The organism is Gardnerella sp. 2492 (assembly GCF_050320365.1).
Taxonomy (GTDB): domain Bacteria; phylum Actinomycetota; class Actinomycetes; order Actinomycetales; family Bifidobacteriaceae; genus Bifidobacterium.
The window spans coordinates 314,859-331,777 of record NZ_CP186952.1; the positions used below are offsets into that span (position 1 = coordinate 314,859).

Here is a 16,919-nt window from a genome sequence, read left to right on the forward strand (position 1 = left end):
GAAACAACCTCACTCCCGGCAGTGTTCAACAATTAACCAAATCAGTCAGTAACTGAACCCTGGTGGAAAGTACGAGAAATAACGTCAAGCTGCTGCTCCTTAGTGAGCTTTACGAAGTTCACTGCGTAGCCAGAAACTCGAACCGTCAAATGCGGATACTTTTCTGGGTGCTCAACAGCATCCTCAAGCTGTTCCTTACGCAAAACGTTGATGTTTGCGTGGTACAAGCCGTGACCGTTGCCGGCATCCAAAATACCAACAAGATTGTTAATGCGCTCATCTTCGTCACGACCCAAACCGTCAGGAGTAATCGTGTTCGTAAGCGAAATGCCATCGAGAGCATCATCGTAATCAATCTTGCCAACGGAGAACATAGATGGAAGCATACCGTGCGAATCCATACCGTTCTCTGGGTTTGCGCCCGGAGCGTACGGAGTGCCCTTCTTATGTCCGGATGGGAAGGAACCAGTATTCTTGCCATACTCAACGTTAGAAGTAATAGTCAAAATAGACTGAGTTGGAACAGCATTACGATAAACAGGCAAACGCTTTACCTGACCCATAACAGTGCTTACAACCCACTTAGCCAAGTCGTCTGCGCGATCGTCATCATTACCGTAAACAGGGAACTCACCAACAGTCTTGTAACCAACGATTAAATCGTCGTCACCGCCCTCGATGTACTCGTACTCGTGGCCTTCAGTAGTCTTAGCATCCTTGTTGTAAATTGGGTAAACCTTCGCATACTTCAAAGCAGCCAAAGAATCTGCAGCAATAGACAAACCGGACATACCGCAACCAAGCGTACGATAGACTTCCCTATCATGCAAAGCCATCTCAATGGACTCGTAAGCGTACTTATCGTGCATGTAGTGAATGATATTCAAAGCCTCAATATAAGTCTCCGAAAGCCATTCCAAAGCCTTCTCGTAGTTGGCCTTAACTTTCTCATAGTCGAGAGTGCCGTCAGCTTCTGGACGAATTGGCTCAACAACACCCTTATCGATAACCTGCATGCCGGTCATCTCATCACGACCGCCGTTAATAGCGTAAAGCAAAGCCTTAGCAGAGTTCACACGAGCAGCAAAGAACTGCATTTGCTTACCGACGCGCATTGGTGAAACGCAGCAAGCAATAGCAGCGTCATCACCCCAATGCTCACGAATATCTTTATCAGACTCGTACTGAATTGCAGAAGTGTCGATAGAGATTCGTGCGCAGAAACGCTTGTAGGCTTCTGGAAGCTTTGGATCCCAGAAAATAGTGATATTTGGCTCAGGACCAGGTCCCAAATGCTCAAGAGTTAAAGTGTTGAGCAAACGGAACGAAGTCTTGGTTACGAAAGTACGACCATCCTCGCTGAAGCCTGCATCGGACCAGGTTGCCCAGTAAGGATCACCTGAGAAGATTGCGTCATAATCCTTAGTACGCAAGAAGCGCACAATACGAAGCTTCATAACAAGAGCGTCAATGATCTCCTGAGCGTCGGTTTCGTTAATTAAACCAGCCTTCAAATCGCGCTCAAAGTAGCAATCGAAGAATGCAGAAACACGACCGAAGCTCATTGCAGCGCCATCCTGGCTTTTAACAGACGCAAGATAACCCATATAAGTCCACTGAACAGCTTCCTTAGCAGTCTGAGCTGGGCGGCTCAAATCCAAACCGTACTCGTTGCCCAAGTTAATAAGCTGCTTCAAAGCCTTAATCTGCTCATCATGCTCTTCGCGGAAGCGAATCCAATGCTCAATCTCAGTCTCAGTAAAGTCGTTGCGGTATGGAATCGAATCCTTGTCACGCTTCTTGAACTCAATAAGCATATTCACGCCGTAAAGAGCCACTCGACGATAATCGCCAATAATACGACCACGGCCGTAAGCATCTGGCAAACCGGTTAAAATCTTGTTGTGGCGAGCAATCTTAATATTCTTGGTATAAACACCAAACACGCCATCGTTGTGAGTCTTGCGGTAGACAGTAAAGATTTTCTTAATTTGAGGGTCTACTTCCTTGCCAGCTTCTTTAATAGCCTGCTCAACCATACGCCAACCACCGTTTGGCATCATAGCGCGCTTGCAAGGCTCATCAGTTTGCAAACCTACGATAACATTATCTACTTCAGGGCTTTCAATGTAGCCTGCTGGCATTGCATCAATGCCTGCTGGAATATGGGTTTCAACATCGTATACGCGACGCTCACGCTCAACAGCCAAATAATTATCATCGAGGTACTTCCACATATGCTTTGTTTTTTCTGTAGCATTTGCAAGGAAGCTCTCATCACCTTCATACGGCGTATAGTTCTTCAAAATGAAATCGCGAACGTCAATATCTTTCTTCCAATTTTCGCCCGTAAAACCATTCCACGCTTTTGTACGAAGATCCTCATCGGTGAGAACGGATGCATCTGTTGCGGTCATATTATGTGACTCCTTTCGTATCCGCAGCGCACCTTCACGCTGTCTTACTTAAATGTTAGAGCATGAAAAAGTGCTACACGCGATAAACGAAAGATTTTGCAGTGACTTACATCACATTTTCACTCTCTAAAAGCAGTAGTAACTGGCATTCTTCTATCTCTTCCGAAAGCCAATCCACTTACTTTAGGCCCTAACGGATATTGCCGTCTCTTCCACTCTGCTCGGTCGACCAATCTCATAACAATATCTACAGTATTCGCGTCAAAACCGTCTGCAAGAAGATCTCTACGTCCATGCGCATGCTCAATATGCGCCGCAAGAACGCTATCAAGCAGCTCATATTCCGGAAGTGAATCTGAATCTTTCTGCCCAGGTCGTAGCTCAGCGCTAGGTGGCTTAATTATGGAATTAACAGGAATAATCACACCATCTTCAGGAACTTTACTTACGTTACCTGTACTTGCAACTATTGGAAGCATTCCCAAACCAACTCCGTTTTGCGCAGCTTTATTCCTCCAACGAGCAAGAGCCCAAACTCGTGTTTTAAACAAATCTTTAATAGGAGCATATCCTCCAACAGCATCGCCGTAAATAGTAGAATATCCACAAGCAAGCTCAGATTTATTTCCGGTTGCGAGCGCAAGAAGACCTTTTGAATTAGAGTACGCCATTACTATTACGCCACGAATTCTAGCCTGCAGGTTTTCGGCAGCAACTCCTTGCACTTCAAGTTGCGTTTGGAAAGATTTAAACAATGGCTCTATTGGCTGCACTTCGTAGTGTGCTCCAAGTCTTGTAGCTAAATCTTTAGCATCATCTTTAGAACCATCGGAAGAATACATACTTGGCATTGAAATACCCCAAACGTTTTCTCCGCCGCAAGCATCTGCTGCCATGGTTGCTACTAATGCCGAGTCAATTCCTCCAGAAAGTCCTAAACAAACTCCTTTAAAACCGTTCTTACGCATGTAATCTTTAAGGCCTAAAACACATGCACAATAAACTTCTTCATCAGAATTTAAGCTTTTTGCGATTGTTGATTCTTTTTGTTTAGACAAATTTCTATCGAAATCAAAGTATGATAAATCTTCATCAAAAAGTGGCGAACGTTCAAGTAAACTACCATCTGAGTCTACGACAAAACTTGCTCCGTCGAATACGAGATCATCCTGTCCTCCAACCTGATTTACGTATACTACTGGCGCTTTTACTTGTTTTGCTCTTTTTGCAGCAATCTGATAGCGTACGTGAGTTTTTCCCTCTTCATATGGAGATCCGTTCATTGTAACAAGAAGATCGATGCCAATATTGGCTAGTTTTTCAACCGGTCCTCCGTCTTGCCAAATGTCTTCACAAATAGCAAAACCTATGCGATTTCCGTCAACGTTCATAACCGTGCACTCGTTGCCGGAAGAGAAAATACGAAATTCGTCAAATACGCCGTAATTTGGTAAGAAATGCTTATCGTAGTTGAGTTTTATTTCTCCGTCGTGAAGTACAAGAAGCCTGTTTCTTGGTTTTCCGGAATTTTCGTCTACTCCTACAGTTCCGACTACTACGTATAAGTTACCTAAGTTTTCTTTTTTAAGATTTTCTGCTAATTCTTCTGCTGCTTTCGAAGCGGCTGTTCTAAATGTTGCTCGTAACGCTAAATCTTCAATAGGATATCCAGTAAGTGTCATTTCTGGAAAAACTACTATTTTTGCGCCATCTTGCGCTGCCCTGCGCGAGTATTGCACTATTTTATTGCTGTTACTTTCTATATTTCCTACGCAAGTATCAATCTGCGCTAAAGCTAATCGCAATGAAGTCATACGTAACAGTGTAATCTACGGTCTGCAACTAGATATTTAAAAGTGTTTTGGTTGAATCTTTTGTACTCGACACGCAGATTCGTCATAAATTTGTAATAATTCTTTATAACATTATAACCTTTAACCCTGTTTTTGCAGCTTTTTTCAACGCGTTATAAGTAATATAAATAATGTAACCGTAGAAAAATAAGAATCTCTGCAATATATTTGTACCGTGTTACTCGCGAAGGGGAATAATTGCGAGAGCGAGAAAGAAGTTAGGTAGATGAAGCCATACCACTTTTAAAGTGTGCGTGCCGTTCGTTATACCCGCCCAGCATAAGGAGCTGAGCGGGTTTTTGTATAAAAATCAACACTTTCGCAACATACCCGTCAAACAAAGGCCACGTAATCATGTAAACTGGCTAATAATTCGACATTTTTGCAGGGGTGCTTTCCGCAAGAAAGCTGAGATAGGCCAACAAGCCTGACCCTTCGAACCTGTTAGTTAATACAACGTAGGGAGCAATGAAAAATAGCATGACCTCGAATTATCCATACGCATCAATGCGTGATCAATTTAATCTCAGCGCTTGTTTTATAGCAGATCCGCAAGTTTGCTCTAATCGACCGCTTACTGATGTTGTTGATGATGCATTACGCGCTGGCGCAACTTTTATACGTCTTCATTGCAACAATGAAAATGCTAAAGAAATAACAACAATAGCTCGTGATATCGCGCAAATAATCGAAGATAACAACAAGTGCGATTCGGTAACGTTTGTTATTGACGAGCGTGTTGATGTTGCTTGGCAAGCTCGTAATCAAAGCATTAAAGTTGACGGCGTGCACTTAGCTCAAAGCGATATGGAACCTAGAGAAGCACGCGCACTGCTTGGCGAAGATGCCGTAATTGGTTTGTCTGTTGAAACTGAAAGCTTAGTAAAAGTTATAAATGAGCTTCCAGATGGCTGCATTGATTACATTTGCGTAACTGCAATGCACAATCCTGAAGAAGGCTGCGAAAACACTACTGCAGCTTACGATTTAGAAGCTAATCACACAACGCTTGATGAAGAAAAAATTAATACGATTTGCAAAGCAAGTGATTTCCCTGTTCTTGTTGGCGGAAAAACTCAGCTTGACGATGTAGATATGATTGCTAGCACTAAAGCTGCTGGCTTCTTTATTTCGCAAGTTTTGTACGATTCAGAAACGCCAGAATCTACAATGCACGAATTTGTTGAGCATTGGAATAAGGTACGCGGTGATGCAAAACACGGTTACGCTAAGCGAGTAAAAGTTTCCGAAAAATCTGAGGAAAAAACTGAAGAAAAGAAACCAGCTTTTATTAACGCTAAGGAAGCGAAGGAAGCTGCAAAACTTCAAAAGCAACAGCGTGTTGATATTGCCGCACGCGGATGCACTCAGAGGGACAAAGCTCATATCCGTAAGACTACGCCAGTTCATTTTGAATACGAGTATGGTTCTTACGATTTGGAAGTTCCTTACACTGAAATTAAGCTTTCAGACACGCCTGGAGTAGGTCCTAACCCTCCTTTCCACGATTACAATACTGAAGGTCCTAAGTGCGATCCTAAGGAAGGTTTAGCTCCTCTTCGTCTCGATTGGATTCGAGACCGTGGTGACGTAGAAGAGTATGAGGGTCGTAGGCGTAATCTCCAGGATGATGGTAAGCGTGCTATTAAGCGCGGTAAAGCCTCAAAGGAATGGCGCGGACGCATGCATAAGCCTATGAAGGCTGTAGATCATCCTATTACTCAAATGTGGTATGCACGTCACGGAATTACTACTCCAGAAATGCAGTATGTTGCTACTCGCGAAAACTGTGATGTGGAACTTGTTCGCTCCGAACTTGCAGCAGGACGTGCTGTAATTCCTTGCAATATCAACCATCCTGAAGCCGAACCTATGATTATTGGTTCTCGCTTCTTAACTAAGCTCAACGCAAACATGGGTAATTCTGCTGTTACGTCTTCTATTGACGAAGAAGTAGAAAAACTTACGTGGGCTACTAAGTGGGGCGCGGATACCGTTATGGATCTTTCCACAGGTAACGATATTCACACGACTCGCGAATGGATTTTGCGCAACTCCCCTGTTCCGATTGGTACTGTGCCAATGTATCAGGCTTTGGAAAAGGTTGAGGATGATGCTTCTAAGCTAAGCTGGGAGCTTTTCCGCGACACTGTTATTGAGCAGTGCGAGCAGGGCGTTGACTACATGACAATTCACGCAGGCGTGCTCCTTCGCTACGTGCCACTTACTGCAAACCGCGTAACCGGCATTGTTTCCCGCGGCGGCTCCATTATGGCCGAGTGGTGCTTGCAGCATCATCAGGAAAGCTTCCTTTACACTCATTTTGAAGAATTGTGTGAGATTTTCGCGAAGTACGATGTTGCGTTCTCTTTGGGTGACGGCTTGCGTCCAGGTAGCTTGGCTGATGCGAACGATGCGGCTCAGCTTTCCGAACTTATGACTCTTGGTGAGCTTACTAAGATTGCTTGGCAGCATGATGTGCAAGTTATGATTGAAGGCCCAGGCCACGTACCATTCGACACTGTGCGTATGAATATTGAGATGGAGAAAGCGATTTGCCAGAATGCTCCATTCTATACGCTTGGTCCTTTGACTACTGATACTGCCCCAGGCTACGATCACATTACTTCCGCTATTGGTGGCGTAGAGATTGCACGCTACGGTACTGCAATGCTTTGCTATGTGACTCCTAAAGAGCATTTGGGATTGCCTAACAAAGACGATGTAAAGCAGGGCGTAATTGCGTATAAGATTGCTTGCCATGCGGCAGATCTTGCTAAGCATCATCCGCATGCTATGGATCGCGACAACGCAATCAGTAAGGCTCGTTTTGAGTTCCGCTGGTTGGATCAGTTCAATTTAAGCTACGATCCAGATACTGCTATTGCTTTCCACGACGATACTCTTCCTGCAGAGCCAGCAAAAATGGCTCACTTCTGCTCAATGTGCGGACCAAAGTTCTGCTCAATGGCTATTTCGCAGAATATTCGTAAGCGTTTTGGCGGAGCTGCTCAACAGGAACAGCTTGTCGAAGAAGCACGTACCCAAGCAATTAGCGATGGTATGAAAGAGATGAGTAAGAAATTCCAAGAATCTGGATCTTCTTTGTACCAGCGCTTGTGATTTCATAAGCGTGTGATTTGCGAAAATTTGATTTGCGAAAATTTGTAAGTGCAAGTGGATAAACACAAATACTTACAAGTTTTCGCAAATAATTAAATCTTGTAATGTATAAATAGAAGAAGGTTACAACAAATACGCGGGCTTGTGGTTGAGCTTACTGCTTAACTATGAGCCCGCTTTTATTATGAATAATTCTCTTGTTTTTAATAATTTTCTTAATAATTCTTTTTAACACAATTACAATTTGCAGTCTTCAACTTATGTGAAAATTGTACTCATGACTACAGTTATTATGCACACCTCTGAAGGTGATATTAAAATCAATTTATTCGACAGTAAAACTCCAGAAACAGTGAAGAATTTCATTGGTCTTGCCACTGGCGAGAAGGAATGGAAAGATCCGTTCACTGGTGAATCCTCTCATGAACCTTTCTATAATGGTTTAACTTTCCACCGCATTATTAAAGATTTTATGATTCAGGGTGGCTGCCCACTTGGTACAGGAACTGGCGGTCCTGGATATGAGTTCGATGATGAGATTGATCCGTCACTGAAGTTCGATAAGCCTTATTTGCTTGCTATGGCGAATGCTGGTAAGCGTCGTGGACGCGACGGTCGTTTGCATGGTACTAACGGCTCACAGTTCTTTATTACTACAGTTCCTACTCCTTGGTTGGATGGCCATCACACTATTTTTGGCGAAGTAGCTGATGATGATTCAAAAGCTGTGGTAGATAAGCTCGATGCATTCGCAACCGACCGATCTGATGCTCCACTCGAACCAGTTGGAATCATGTCTATTGAAGTTTTGTGACGCAAAACTTGCGTAAGTAATACAAACGTTTTGTTGTGATCGAATACTTTTCTGACATTCGCCACTAGGACAAAAAGTGTGTGAAAAGTAAGCTCATAACCCTTACGACAGTAAGGTTCAATGCTATATCGAATGTGGGTTATTTACTTATGTGCGGTGGCGTTATAAGAATCTATTAGCTGAATATTGAACAATAAATTGTCAAACGTTACGCGCGCAGAACGCATACTGCACCAGTAACGAAAAATCGGCAATATGCGTTACTAGTGCAGCGCGACGACCTGCCTGAGCGATGCGATTTAGCGCGCGAAGGCAACTCGGAGCGGAAACTCGCTCGCGTTGGAAGTCCAGTGGACTTCCAACGCGAGTTTCGTAAGCGAGCGCGTAACCCGCGCGAGCGCCAACTGCGAGAAGAACGAAAAAGCTATAGTGTGCGTTACTCATGCAGAACACACACTGCACCAGTAACGAAAAATCGGAGTTATACGTTATGCGCGCAGATTACGTACTGCACCAGTAACGCGTGACCGTTGTTTTCTCAGTTAATTAATAACAAAAAGCCTCACTTGTGAAATCAATCGCAAGTGAGGCTCATTGTTATTCAACTATTTAATTATTCAACCGTTTATTTAATTTAATCGAATTAAATTAAATATAACTTACTACTTGCTGCTGTGACGAGAAATACCACGACGCTTAGAAACGAAGAGCGCAACACCAGCAGCAGCAACACCAGCAGCAAACACGCCAAATGCAGACACATTACTACCAGTCTTGCTTAACTTCATGCCCTTAGAACGCTTCAAAACCTGAGCGCGAACAGAAGCACGAACAGAAGCACGAACCTCATCCGCATGAGCCTTAGCATCAGCCAAAGCCTTACGAGCAGCAGAAAGCTTCTGAGCCGCAGCATCAACCTGAGCCTGAGTTGCATTAGGATCAGCAGCAACCTTCTTAGCTTCAGCCAAAGCAGCGTCCAAAGCCGCCTGAGCTTTAGCAACTTGAGCATCCGCCTGCTTCACAGCCTGGTTACTCTCAACAGCAACATCCACAGCAGCAGAATTTGCGCCATTAGCAGCATTGGCGTTGGAGCCAGCGTTGTTGTTAGCAGTATTACCAGCGTTACCGGCATTACCAGCGTTTGCGCCAGAGTTTGCAGCATTACCAGCGTTTGTGTTACCAGCGTTGTTGTTGCCAGCTCCGGCATTACCAGGCTGAGAATCAGCTTCAGCACTATCAATCTGAATGTTCAACTCGCCCTTATCCACAGTAGTAGGCGCATTATCATTCACACCAAAGCCAGCGCCACCAGGGACTGGGCTTGGAAGCGGAGTTGGAGTTGGCTTCAAATCATTCTCAGCCTTCTTCAAATCCTCAGCAGCCTGATTCACCTGATCTTGAGTTGCATTTGGATCATTATTAACTTCGTTAGCATGATACAAAGCGTGATCATAAGCCTGCTTCTTATCCGAAGGAGCATTATTGTACTCATCCGAATTATGAACATCGCTACCATCGTTAATGCCCTGCTGCAAGTGAGACTTATCAACAGAAGGCGTTGGAGTTGGAGTTGGCTCGATTGGTTTCTTGCCTTTAAGAGCCTCTTCAGCTGCCTTAAGATTTGCAAGAGCTTCATTAACAGCTTTTTGCTTTTCAGCTTGAGTCTTTGGCTTCTGCGTGCCGCCTTGAGATGGATCTTGTTGATGATTATCGCTAGTCAACTGTTTGATGAGTTCCTTAGCAGTATTAAGAGCGTTATTATAAGCGTTCTGCTTTTCTTGAGAATCATACTTATACGCATCGGAAGAAGTAGTTGTAGATTCTTGACCAATCTCATTTTGCAAATCAGTTGTGTCAACGCCGTCAAGAGCTAAGCGAGCTTTAACAAGCTTTTCAAGAGCAGCGTCAATCTCCTTCTGCTCTGCCGATTCTTTATCTGCAGTAGAAATATCAGCAGTATCAGCTTCCTTCAAAACTGTTTGAGCTTCACCCAAAGCCTTGTCAAACGCATCCTTCTTTTCTTTAGAAGAAGTGTTGTAAACAGGATTGCCCGGCTTTGCAGGATCTGCAGGAGTAGCTGGCTTGTAGGTATTATCGGAGTCAATCTCAGCTTTAAGAGCATCAGTCTTAAGACCAGCGCTCTTTGCATTAGGATCAATATCGCACATTGCTTTAAGAAGATCGTCATACAAAGTATTGACTTCATCAGCGCTCTTATCAGCGCCCTTGTCAGCTTTAGTTAGAGTTGTTGCATCCGAGAGATAATCATCGAATGCTTTCTTCTTATTCTGATCTTCTTCAGAACCAGTGAGCTGAGAGTACTTGCCATATTTCTCATTCTTAAAGTCGTTAGCTTTCTTCTCCAACTCTTCAAGACGAGCCATAGCATTATCTGTGTTTGCAGCGTTAGCGAGCACATCGTCAATGTCGTCAGAAGTTGTTCCGTCAGCGTTCTCGTGATCAGAAGCATCAGTGTCTTTAAGAATTGCCTTAAAAGCTTCCTTCTGAGCATTGTTTAAATGCTCGAAGTTGTCAATAGCTTGCTTAGCAGCTTCAATCTTCTTAGCTTTCAAATAACGATTAGCAATACCCGTTGGGTCACCAAGCTTATCAGCCTTGTGGATTTTGCCAATAGCTTCTTGCTTCTTATCTGCAGGCAAGTCACTTTCACTGATTCGCTTAATTTGCGCATCTTTCTCTGCTTGGAGAGCAGCTGCATCGTTATCTGTGTTACCAGAAGCATCGCGCTTTGGCTTAGCAGCTTCGATTGCTTGATTTGCAGCGTTTATGGTTTCGTCTTTCACGCTTTCAAGAGCAGTCTTGATTTGAGAAGGCTTAGTTGCTTTCTTAACAGAAGATTCAGCATTATCAATTGCTTGAATAGCAGCTTCATATGCAGTTTTAGCAGTATTTTGCTGTTCAGGAGTCAATGCGTCATAAGCATTTTTAAGCGCATCTTTCTTCTCTTCAAGTTTCTTTGTTGCAGCATCTTTTGCTTTCTGCGTGTTTTTCACATTAGCTTTCTTTGCTTCTTCTAAAGCTTTGCGAATATCATCTGCAGTGGCATTAGAGTCTTGCAACTTACCATCAAGTGCTTTGAGAGTAGAATCTTCTTCAGGAGTAGAGCCCAGCACGCTGTTAAGAGCAGCGTCCTCATCGTGAGTATCTGCAGTATTTACATCAGCACCAGTACCGTGGTCAAGGAAGTAAAGCTGTTTAGCTTCCTCTTTAGCTTCTTTCTTAACACCCTCAAGTTCATTGCGTTTCTTGGCTTCGTCAAGAACGCTATTTACGCCGTTCTCGCCATCAATGCTAGTTGCATTACTAACCTTCTCCTTAAGAGTATTCTTCTCTTGTTCAGTCAAATTAGGAAGGTTCTCGATTGCGTTCTTAGCAGCTTCTTTAGCAGCTTTAAGCTCCTGATCCTTCTTTTCCTTTTCACCATTCTTGTTATCGTTAATGGTTTGCTGAACGTTAGGATCAGTCTTGTTCTTATTCGCCTGAGTATTAGCCTGATCAAGGACATCTTGAATACCCTTCTGATCGTTAGCATTATCAATATCACCCTTGAACTTCTTCTTCTGCTCAGGAGTCAGATTTGGATTACGGTCGATAATCTTCTTCGCATCCTCCTTCATCTGCTGGAGTTGCTCAGGAGTTAGAGCTGGGTTTTGTTCCTTAGACTTTGGAGTATACAAATCAGCTTTCTTAATACGAATCAATTCTTCCGCATTAGTGCTGGTAGTACCTGCTTTCCAGCCACGAACAACCAAATCTCCGGTATTTGAATCAACAACTACACTCGTCACACCACCTGCTTGCCTATCCCCAGTGTAAATATTCAAGCCGGATGTTCCACTTGTAGCAGGAGTTAAGCCATACGTGTTCGCATTGTTGACAGAAAGAACAGTAGCACTCTTAGAATAAGCATTCTCAAGCTTTGACCAATCATTCGTCGTATAGTTCTTCTTCAAGAACTGATCTACAACAATCTTCTTGTAATCATCATCGTTTGGCTCACCCTCATGAGTCAATGTCAACTTCTCAAAGTTGTACTTATACTCAACTGGCTTTGGCTTCTGATAATCAGCAATCTTCTTGATAAGATCACGAAGTTTTTGCTCATCATTCATGCTATTAATTTTATCGTCAGTAGCTCCGAGAGTATTTATAACATCATCTGTTAACTCTCCTGCTTTCTTTCGCTGGTCACGAAGCTGCTTAGCAAGCTCTTTCAATTTTTCAATGGTGTTGTCCTTAGGAGTCTGCTGAGTACCCTTTTTAACATACAAATCGCTGGCATTGATGGTAAACAACGGCATTTCCGACTCAGCATTCCAATCGGCACCATTGTCAGCATCAGGATCCCAAGGGTGACCATGAACTGTAATAGCAAAACCGTTAGTAGGATCTATACTAAATGAAGTCATCGGGCCATCATTAGGTGCTTTAGCACCATAGGCGCCCATATTCTTAGTACCAGCTTTTGGAGTCCATTTCGTATTAACAGTAACGCTGTCACTAACGGGTAAATCAGCTTCAGATACATTATCGTAATTGTCTCTTACAAACTGCTTTAATGCTTTAATGGCATCTTGAACAGTTGGATTATCTTTATCAGTTTCAATTTTTCTAACGTTATATATAAACTTATCCTTTTCATTCCCTGGGACAGTATCAGTCTTGCTTGTAGGCGTCTGCTGCGCAGGATTCTGAGTGCCGGCTCCATTTACCCTCTTCTTATAGAAGATTCCGATTGGATAAACCTTGTCCTCATAGCCCTCAGCCTTGAAAGTTACGGTACCATCCGCAATACTAATCGTTGCAGATGTTATAGTCACAGACTTACTAGGATCGTTTGCATCTTTTGCAGTACGCTTCATTAACTGCTTTTGAAGTGATGTAATTGAATCTGTAGCAACATTAGCATTCTTATCAAATGGATCAAATGCTACTTGGGTAGGATCAGCAGGCAAATCAACCGTGAACGTCTTCTTTTCTTCAGCTGGCTTTGGAGTTGGCGGCTTTGGAGTAGGAGTTTGCCCAGCAGCCTTCTTCTTTAAGAATTGCCAAGAAGGAATCTCTGTTGTTGAGCCATCTGCCCAAGTAATAATAGCGTTCTTGAAGTCCTTATCGAAGCTTACAGGAGTTGCACCATTCTTCTTAGCTGCAGTATAAACATCCAAGTCAGCGTTTGCTGTATCAAAGGCATCGGTTACCTTCTTTTGTTCATCTGCATCTAATTTTGAAGGATCTGTAACCTCAATTGGAGCAGGCACAACGTACGGCGCCCAATCGGCGATTGTTGCACCCTGATATACCAAAGAGGAATAAGGAATTGTAAGCTTGGAATTGTCCTTGTAATTAATAGTCAATTCCTGCTTATTGTTATCAAACGTATAAGCCTCAGCGTCTTGTTCCTTAACTTTATTAAGGAAGTCTTTGCCTGCATTTTCTTTCTTAAACGCAGCAATAATCGCGTTTTGATCATCAGTGCTTAACTTCTGCGGATTGACAACGCCCATCGGTGCAGGGTAGACAGGTGGGAACTTAACGTTATCTTTTTTATCTTCAACTACAAGCAACTTTCCAGGCATTTTAATTGTTGTATTGTCATGGAAAGTAAGAGTTGCAGTACCGTCTTTATCAACTTCAATCTTATCAAGAAGGTCTGTGAAATGCTTTGTGTTTTCATTAGCCTTCTTAATTGCAGCTGTAACCTTTGTCTTCTCGTCAGGCGTAAGACCATCGGCTTTAGCAACAGGCGTCAAAGCTGGATACTGAACCTTCAAGCTGTCTGCAATCTTTGGAGCGCGGTGAATCTGACCAGTAGCAATATGCCAGTTACCAGCAAAACGGTAAACGCCAGCAGCAAAACGAAGTGGATGCTCGTCACGGTTCTTCCACGCGTCATCCGTCAACTCTGCAACGTAAGTCATCTCATAGAAGCGCTTACCTGCAGACTCCCAATCAATAAACATTCCCTGCATGCCCTTAGAAGCATCATAGAAGTCTTTCCAATTGCCTGCATTAGTGCCGTTAGGATCGTAACCCTTGTTTTTACCACCATCGACACCAAGTAGCATAGCCAAGCCGTTCTTAGAAGTAAGCGTGCTTGGATCGGTAATATAGAATCTGGAAATACTCTTCCAATCCTTTGCGTCTCTGTAATGCTTAGTTGTATTTTCACTATCTTTTTTAAGACCTGGATTAGTAGTACCTGGAACAGTATCAGGTTTTCCTTCCTTCGTATACTTCTCAAAGCGGCTGTAAATAACATTGTGTACGTTAGTTAAACCTGCTGGAACACCATACCACCACATTGGACGGAATGCCCACTTATCAAATGAATTATCTTCAGAATTAAGATTTGCAACGTACTTTACGCGTACAAACTGGCCAAGAGGATCTCGGTTCTCATCTTTATCAGCATCTTCTTTGCTGCTGTAGTAATGAACTTCAATTTTAATTCGCTGTTTACTGTAGTTTGCGTCTGACTTATAACCGTAGTAAATGTTTCCGTCAGGTGCTACATACCCATCAGCATAAGCAGGCGCAGGAGAAACGAATACCCCCCCCCAAGCAACATTGATCCTGCAAGCATCGCAGCGCACACGCTCTTGGATAGTGGCGCATAAATAACGTTGTTACCAGATTTTTGCATAGATTTTTGCATAGATTTTTGCAAATCAGAAAGATGTTTTGCACTAACGATCTTCTTCGTCATTATTCCTCACCTCAACAATCTGTCTTCTTTATACTTCTGCTTATGCATAATTTGTAATATGCAATCATGCGGCAGCCAATAAATTAGCATTCGCTTCTTTCACATCAATTTGATATTTATAGAACGCTTCACACTCTCTTAATACGTTTCAGCGTACATAATTTGCAAACTGACAGTGACACAGGTTGAATATTACTCAAATATTCATACATTTCAAGCAGTTTTATGCTGTATTTCTTGTGATTTATATTTCATTACCGTATAAATTCCGCATAAACACCGTATAAATTCCGCATAAATCGTATGTTATAACGTCATAATATTCGTTAAAAAAATATAATACAACACACAAATACAACACGAAACACAAGTAGATTATTTGCTACTTCAAATACGGTTTTAACTCTTTAATAAGCAAACCGTTAGAAGCCACAACATCATTCTCTCTACGCCAGTGAATAGGACTTCCATCCCACTGACACACTTGACCCTGTGCCTCTTCAACCACTACAGCTCCAGCCGAAACTGCCGGAATATCCCACTGATGCAAATGCGGCTCAAAGTACGCATCATAAGTACCGTCAGCCACTTTGCACAAGTCAAGAGACGCAGGCCCAATGCGCTTAATATCCGCAGGACATACCTCTTCAATTGAAGAAACCACGTCAAGCGCGCGCTTTGATTCACCCGGTATGTAAGACATTCCGTAGCAAACCACAGATCCTTGCAAAGTTGAAGTCGTAGAAGGAGTAATTTTCTCGCGTTTCTCTCCTTGCGGAGTTCTACGAATACGAATCGCACCCTGACCTTTTGCAGCCAAATATGTAACCCCTAATGCTGGAGCGTGAACCACTCCAAGAACTGGCCTAGCTGAACCCTCATGATTGAATTCAAAAAGCGAAACAGTAAGAGTCCACTCTGCCATATCGCGATTGAAATTAATCGCACCATCAACAGTTCCTACACACCAGAAGCGGTCTCCAGGATTACAATTTTCTGGACGATTGCGCCAAAAACCCTGAAAAGTATTAATGTAAGTTATACGATTCTGTATAAATCGAACGAGCTTATCTCCTAAATCAGAATTAGACTTAGTAAGATCTCCCAACGCCAAGCGAGTCATATCGCGCGGACTAAGCTGATCTTGATAAGCATGCTTACCAACATCCTCAAGAATGCGCGCAACCTCAAGAGCAACCTCACGCAAATTCACTTCAGTCATACACCCCATACCTTCTACCGTAAAATCTCTACTGGTATATTATAGTTTATTTAATACTTTTTCGAAAATCTTTACTATATTTTAATCGTTTAATTAAGATCACTTAGCATTTAAAAAGCGCAGTACTGCACTTAAATCGCGAGTGCAAATATGGTAGGCTGTTGCAGCTTCTACCGCCGGTTTTGCGCAAAAAGCTACGCCCAGTCCAGCATATTTAATCATGGAAATATCGTTTGCTCCATCACCAACTGCAACAGTTTGATATTGCGCAATTTCAAGCTGATTTGCCCACGTTTTTAGCGCCTCAACTTTTGCGGATTCGTTCACAATATTTCCAAGAACATTGCCAGTTAACTTTCCTTCTAAAGTTTCTAAATGGTGAGCAACCCAAAAATCGATATTCAGATTCGGCAGTAAGTCATCCAATATCTCGTGAAAACCTCCAGAAACTGCACCAACTTTCCAACCGTGCGCATGAAGAGTGTCAATTAAAACATTCGCGCCTTTAGTTACGTGAATTTTAGAAATAATACGCTTTTTACACTCGTCAATATTTAAATCTCTAAGCATACTAACTCGCAAACGCAAGGAAGTGTCGAAAGTAATTTCCCCACGCATTGCGCGCGCTGTAATCGCAGAAAGCTCATCGCCGCATCCAGCTTCTGCACCGAGCAAATCGATAACTTCTTCCTCAATAAGCGTGGCATCAACGTCCATAACCAAAAGCCCTGGTTTAGACAAAGTTGGCAACATCGAAGAAAAG

General features: G+C 42.9%; 8 protein-coding genes and 1 riboswitch. Of the genes, 2 read left to right on the forward strand and 6 right to left on the reverse strand.

The window, feature by feature from the left end; genetic code table 11:
* Nucleotides 1-41: 41 nt before the first annotated feature.
* Both pflB and ACPFYS_RS01225 read right to left on the reverse strand, forming a co-directional pair.
* Nucleotides 42-2,417 carry a formate C-acetyltransferase gene (gene pflB, locus ACPFYS_RS01220; RefSeq protein WP_427877109.1) on the reverse strand — a complete coding sequence of 792 codons (2,376 nt, stop codon included), beginning with the start codon at nt 2,415-2,417 and terminating at the stop codon, nt 42-44.
* Nucleotides 2,418-2,536: 119 nt separating this feature from the next.
* The gene (locus ACPFYS_RS01225) at nt 2,537-4,231 is read right to left on the reverse strand and encodes an NAD+ synthase (RefSeq protein ID WP_427877110.1); all 1,695 of its coding nucleotides are present in this window, start codon (nt 4,229-4,231) and stop codon (nt 2,537-2,539) included.
* Between the two features lie 415 nt (nt 4,232-4,646).
* Nucleotides 4,647-4,752: riboswitch (TPP riboswitch) on the forward strand.
* On the opposite strand from ACPFYS_RS01225, the gene thiC reads away from it, so the two are divergent.
* Nucleotides 4,751-7,393, forward strand: coding sequence for a phosphomethylpyrimidine synthase ThiC (thiC, locus tag ACPFYS_RS01230; RefSeq protein ID WP_427877112.1), 2,643 nt, complete (start codon nt 4,751-4,753; stop codon nt 7,391-7,393). (Overlaps the previous riboswitch by 2 nt.)
* A gap of 277 nt (nt 7,394-7,670) precedes the next feature.
* Nucleotides 7,671-8,207, forward strand: coding sequence for a peptidylprolyl isomerase (locus ACPFYS_RS01235; protein WP_427877114.1), 537 nt, complete (start codon nt 7,671-7,673; stop codon nt 8,205-8,207).
* A gap of 201 nt (nt 8,208-8,408) precedes the next feature.
* On the opposite strand, the gene ACPFYS_RS01240 is transcribed toward ACPFYS_RS01235, so the two are convergent.
* From ACPFYS_RS01240 to serB, 4 genes are all read right to left on the reverse strand, one after another.
* Nucleotides 8,409-8,651 carry a hypothetical protein gene (locus tag ACPFYS_RS01240; RefSeq protein WP_427877116.1) on the reverse strand — a complete coding sequence of 81 codons (243 nt, stop codon included), beginning with the start codon at nt 8,649-8,651 and terminating at the stop codon, nt 8,409-8,411.
* A 218-nt stretch (nt 8,652-8,869) separates the two neighbouring features.
* On the reverse strand, nt 8,870-14,821 hold the full coding sequence (locus ACPFYS_RS01245; RefSeq protein WP_427896789.1) for a sugar-binding protein: 5,952 nt from the start codon (nt 14,819-14,821) through the stop codon (nt 8,870-8,872).
* A gap of 495 nt (nt 14,822-15,316) precedes the next feature.
* A complete protein-coding gene (locus ACPFYS_RS01250; RefSeq protein ID WP_427877120.1) occupies nt 15,317-16,156 on the reverse strand; it encodes an inositol monophosphatase family protein in 840 nt (279 codons plus the stop codon).
* 99 nt (nt 16,157-16,255) lie between these two features.
* Entirely contained in the window at nt 16,256-16,909 is a 654-nt protein-coding gene (serB, locus tag ACPFYS_RS01255) for a phosphoserine phosphatase SerB (protein ID WP_427877558.1), read from the reverse strand.
* Nucleotides 16,910-16,919: the final 10 nt, after the last annotated feature.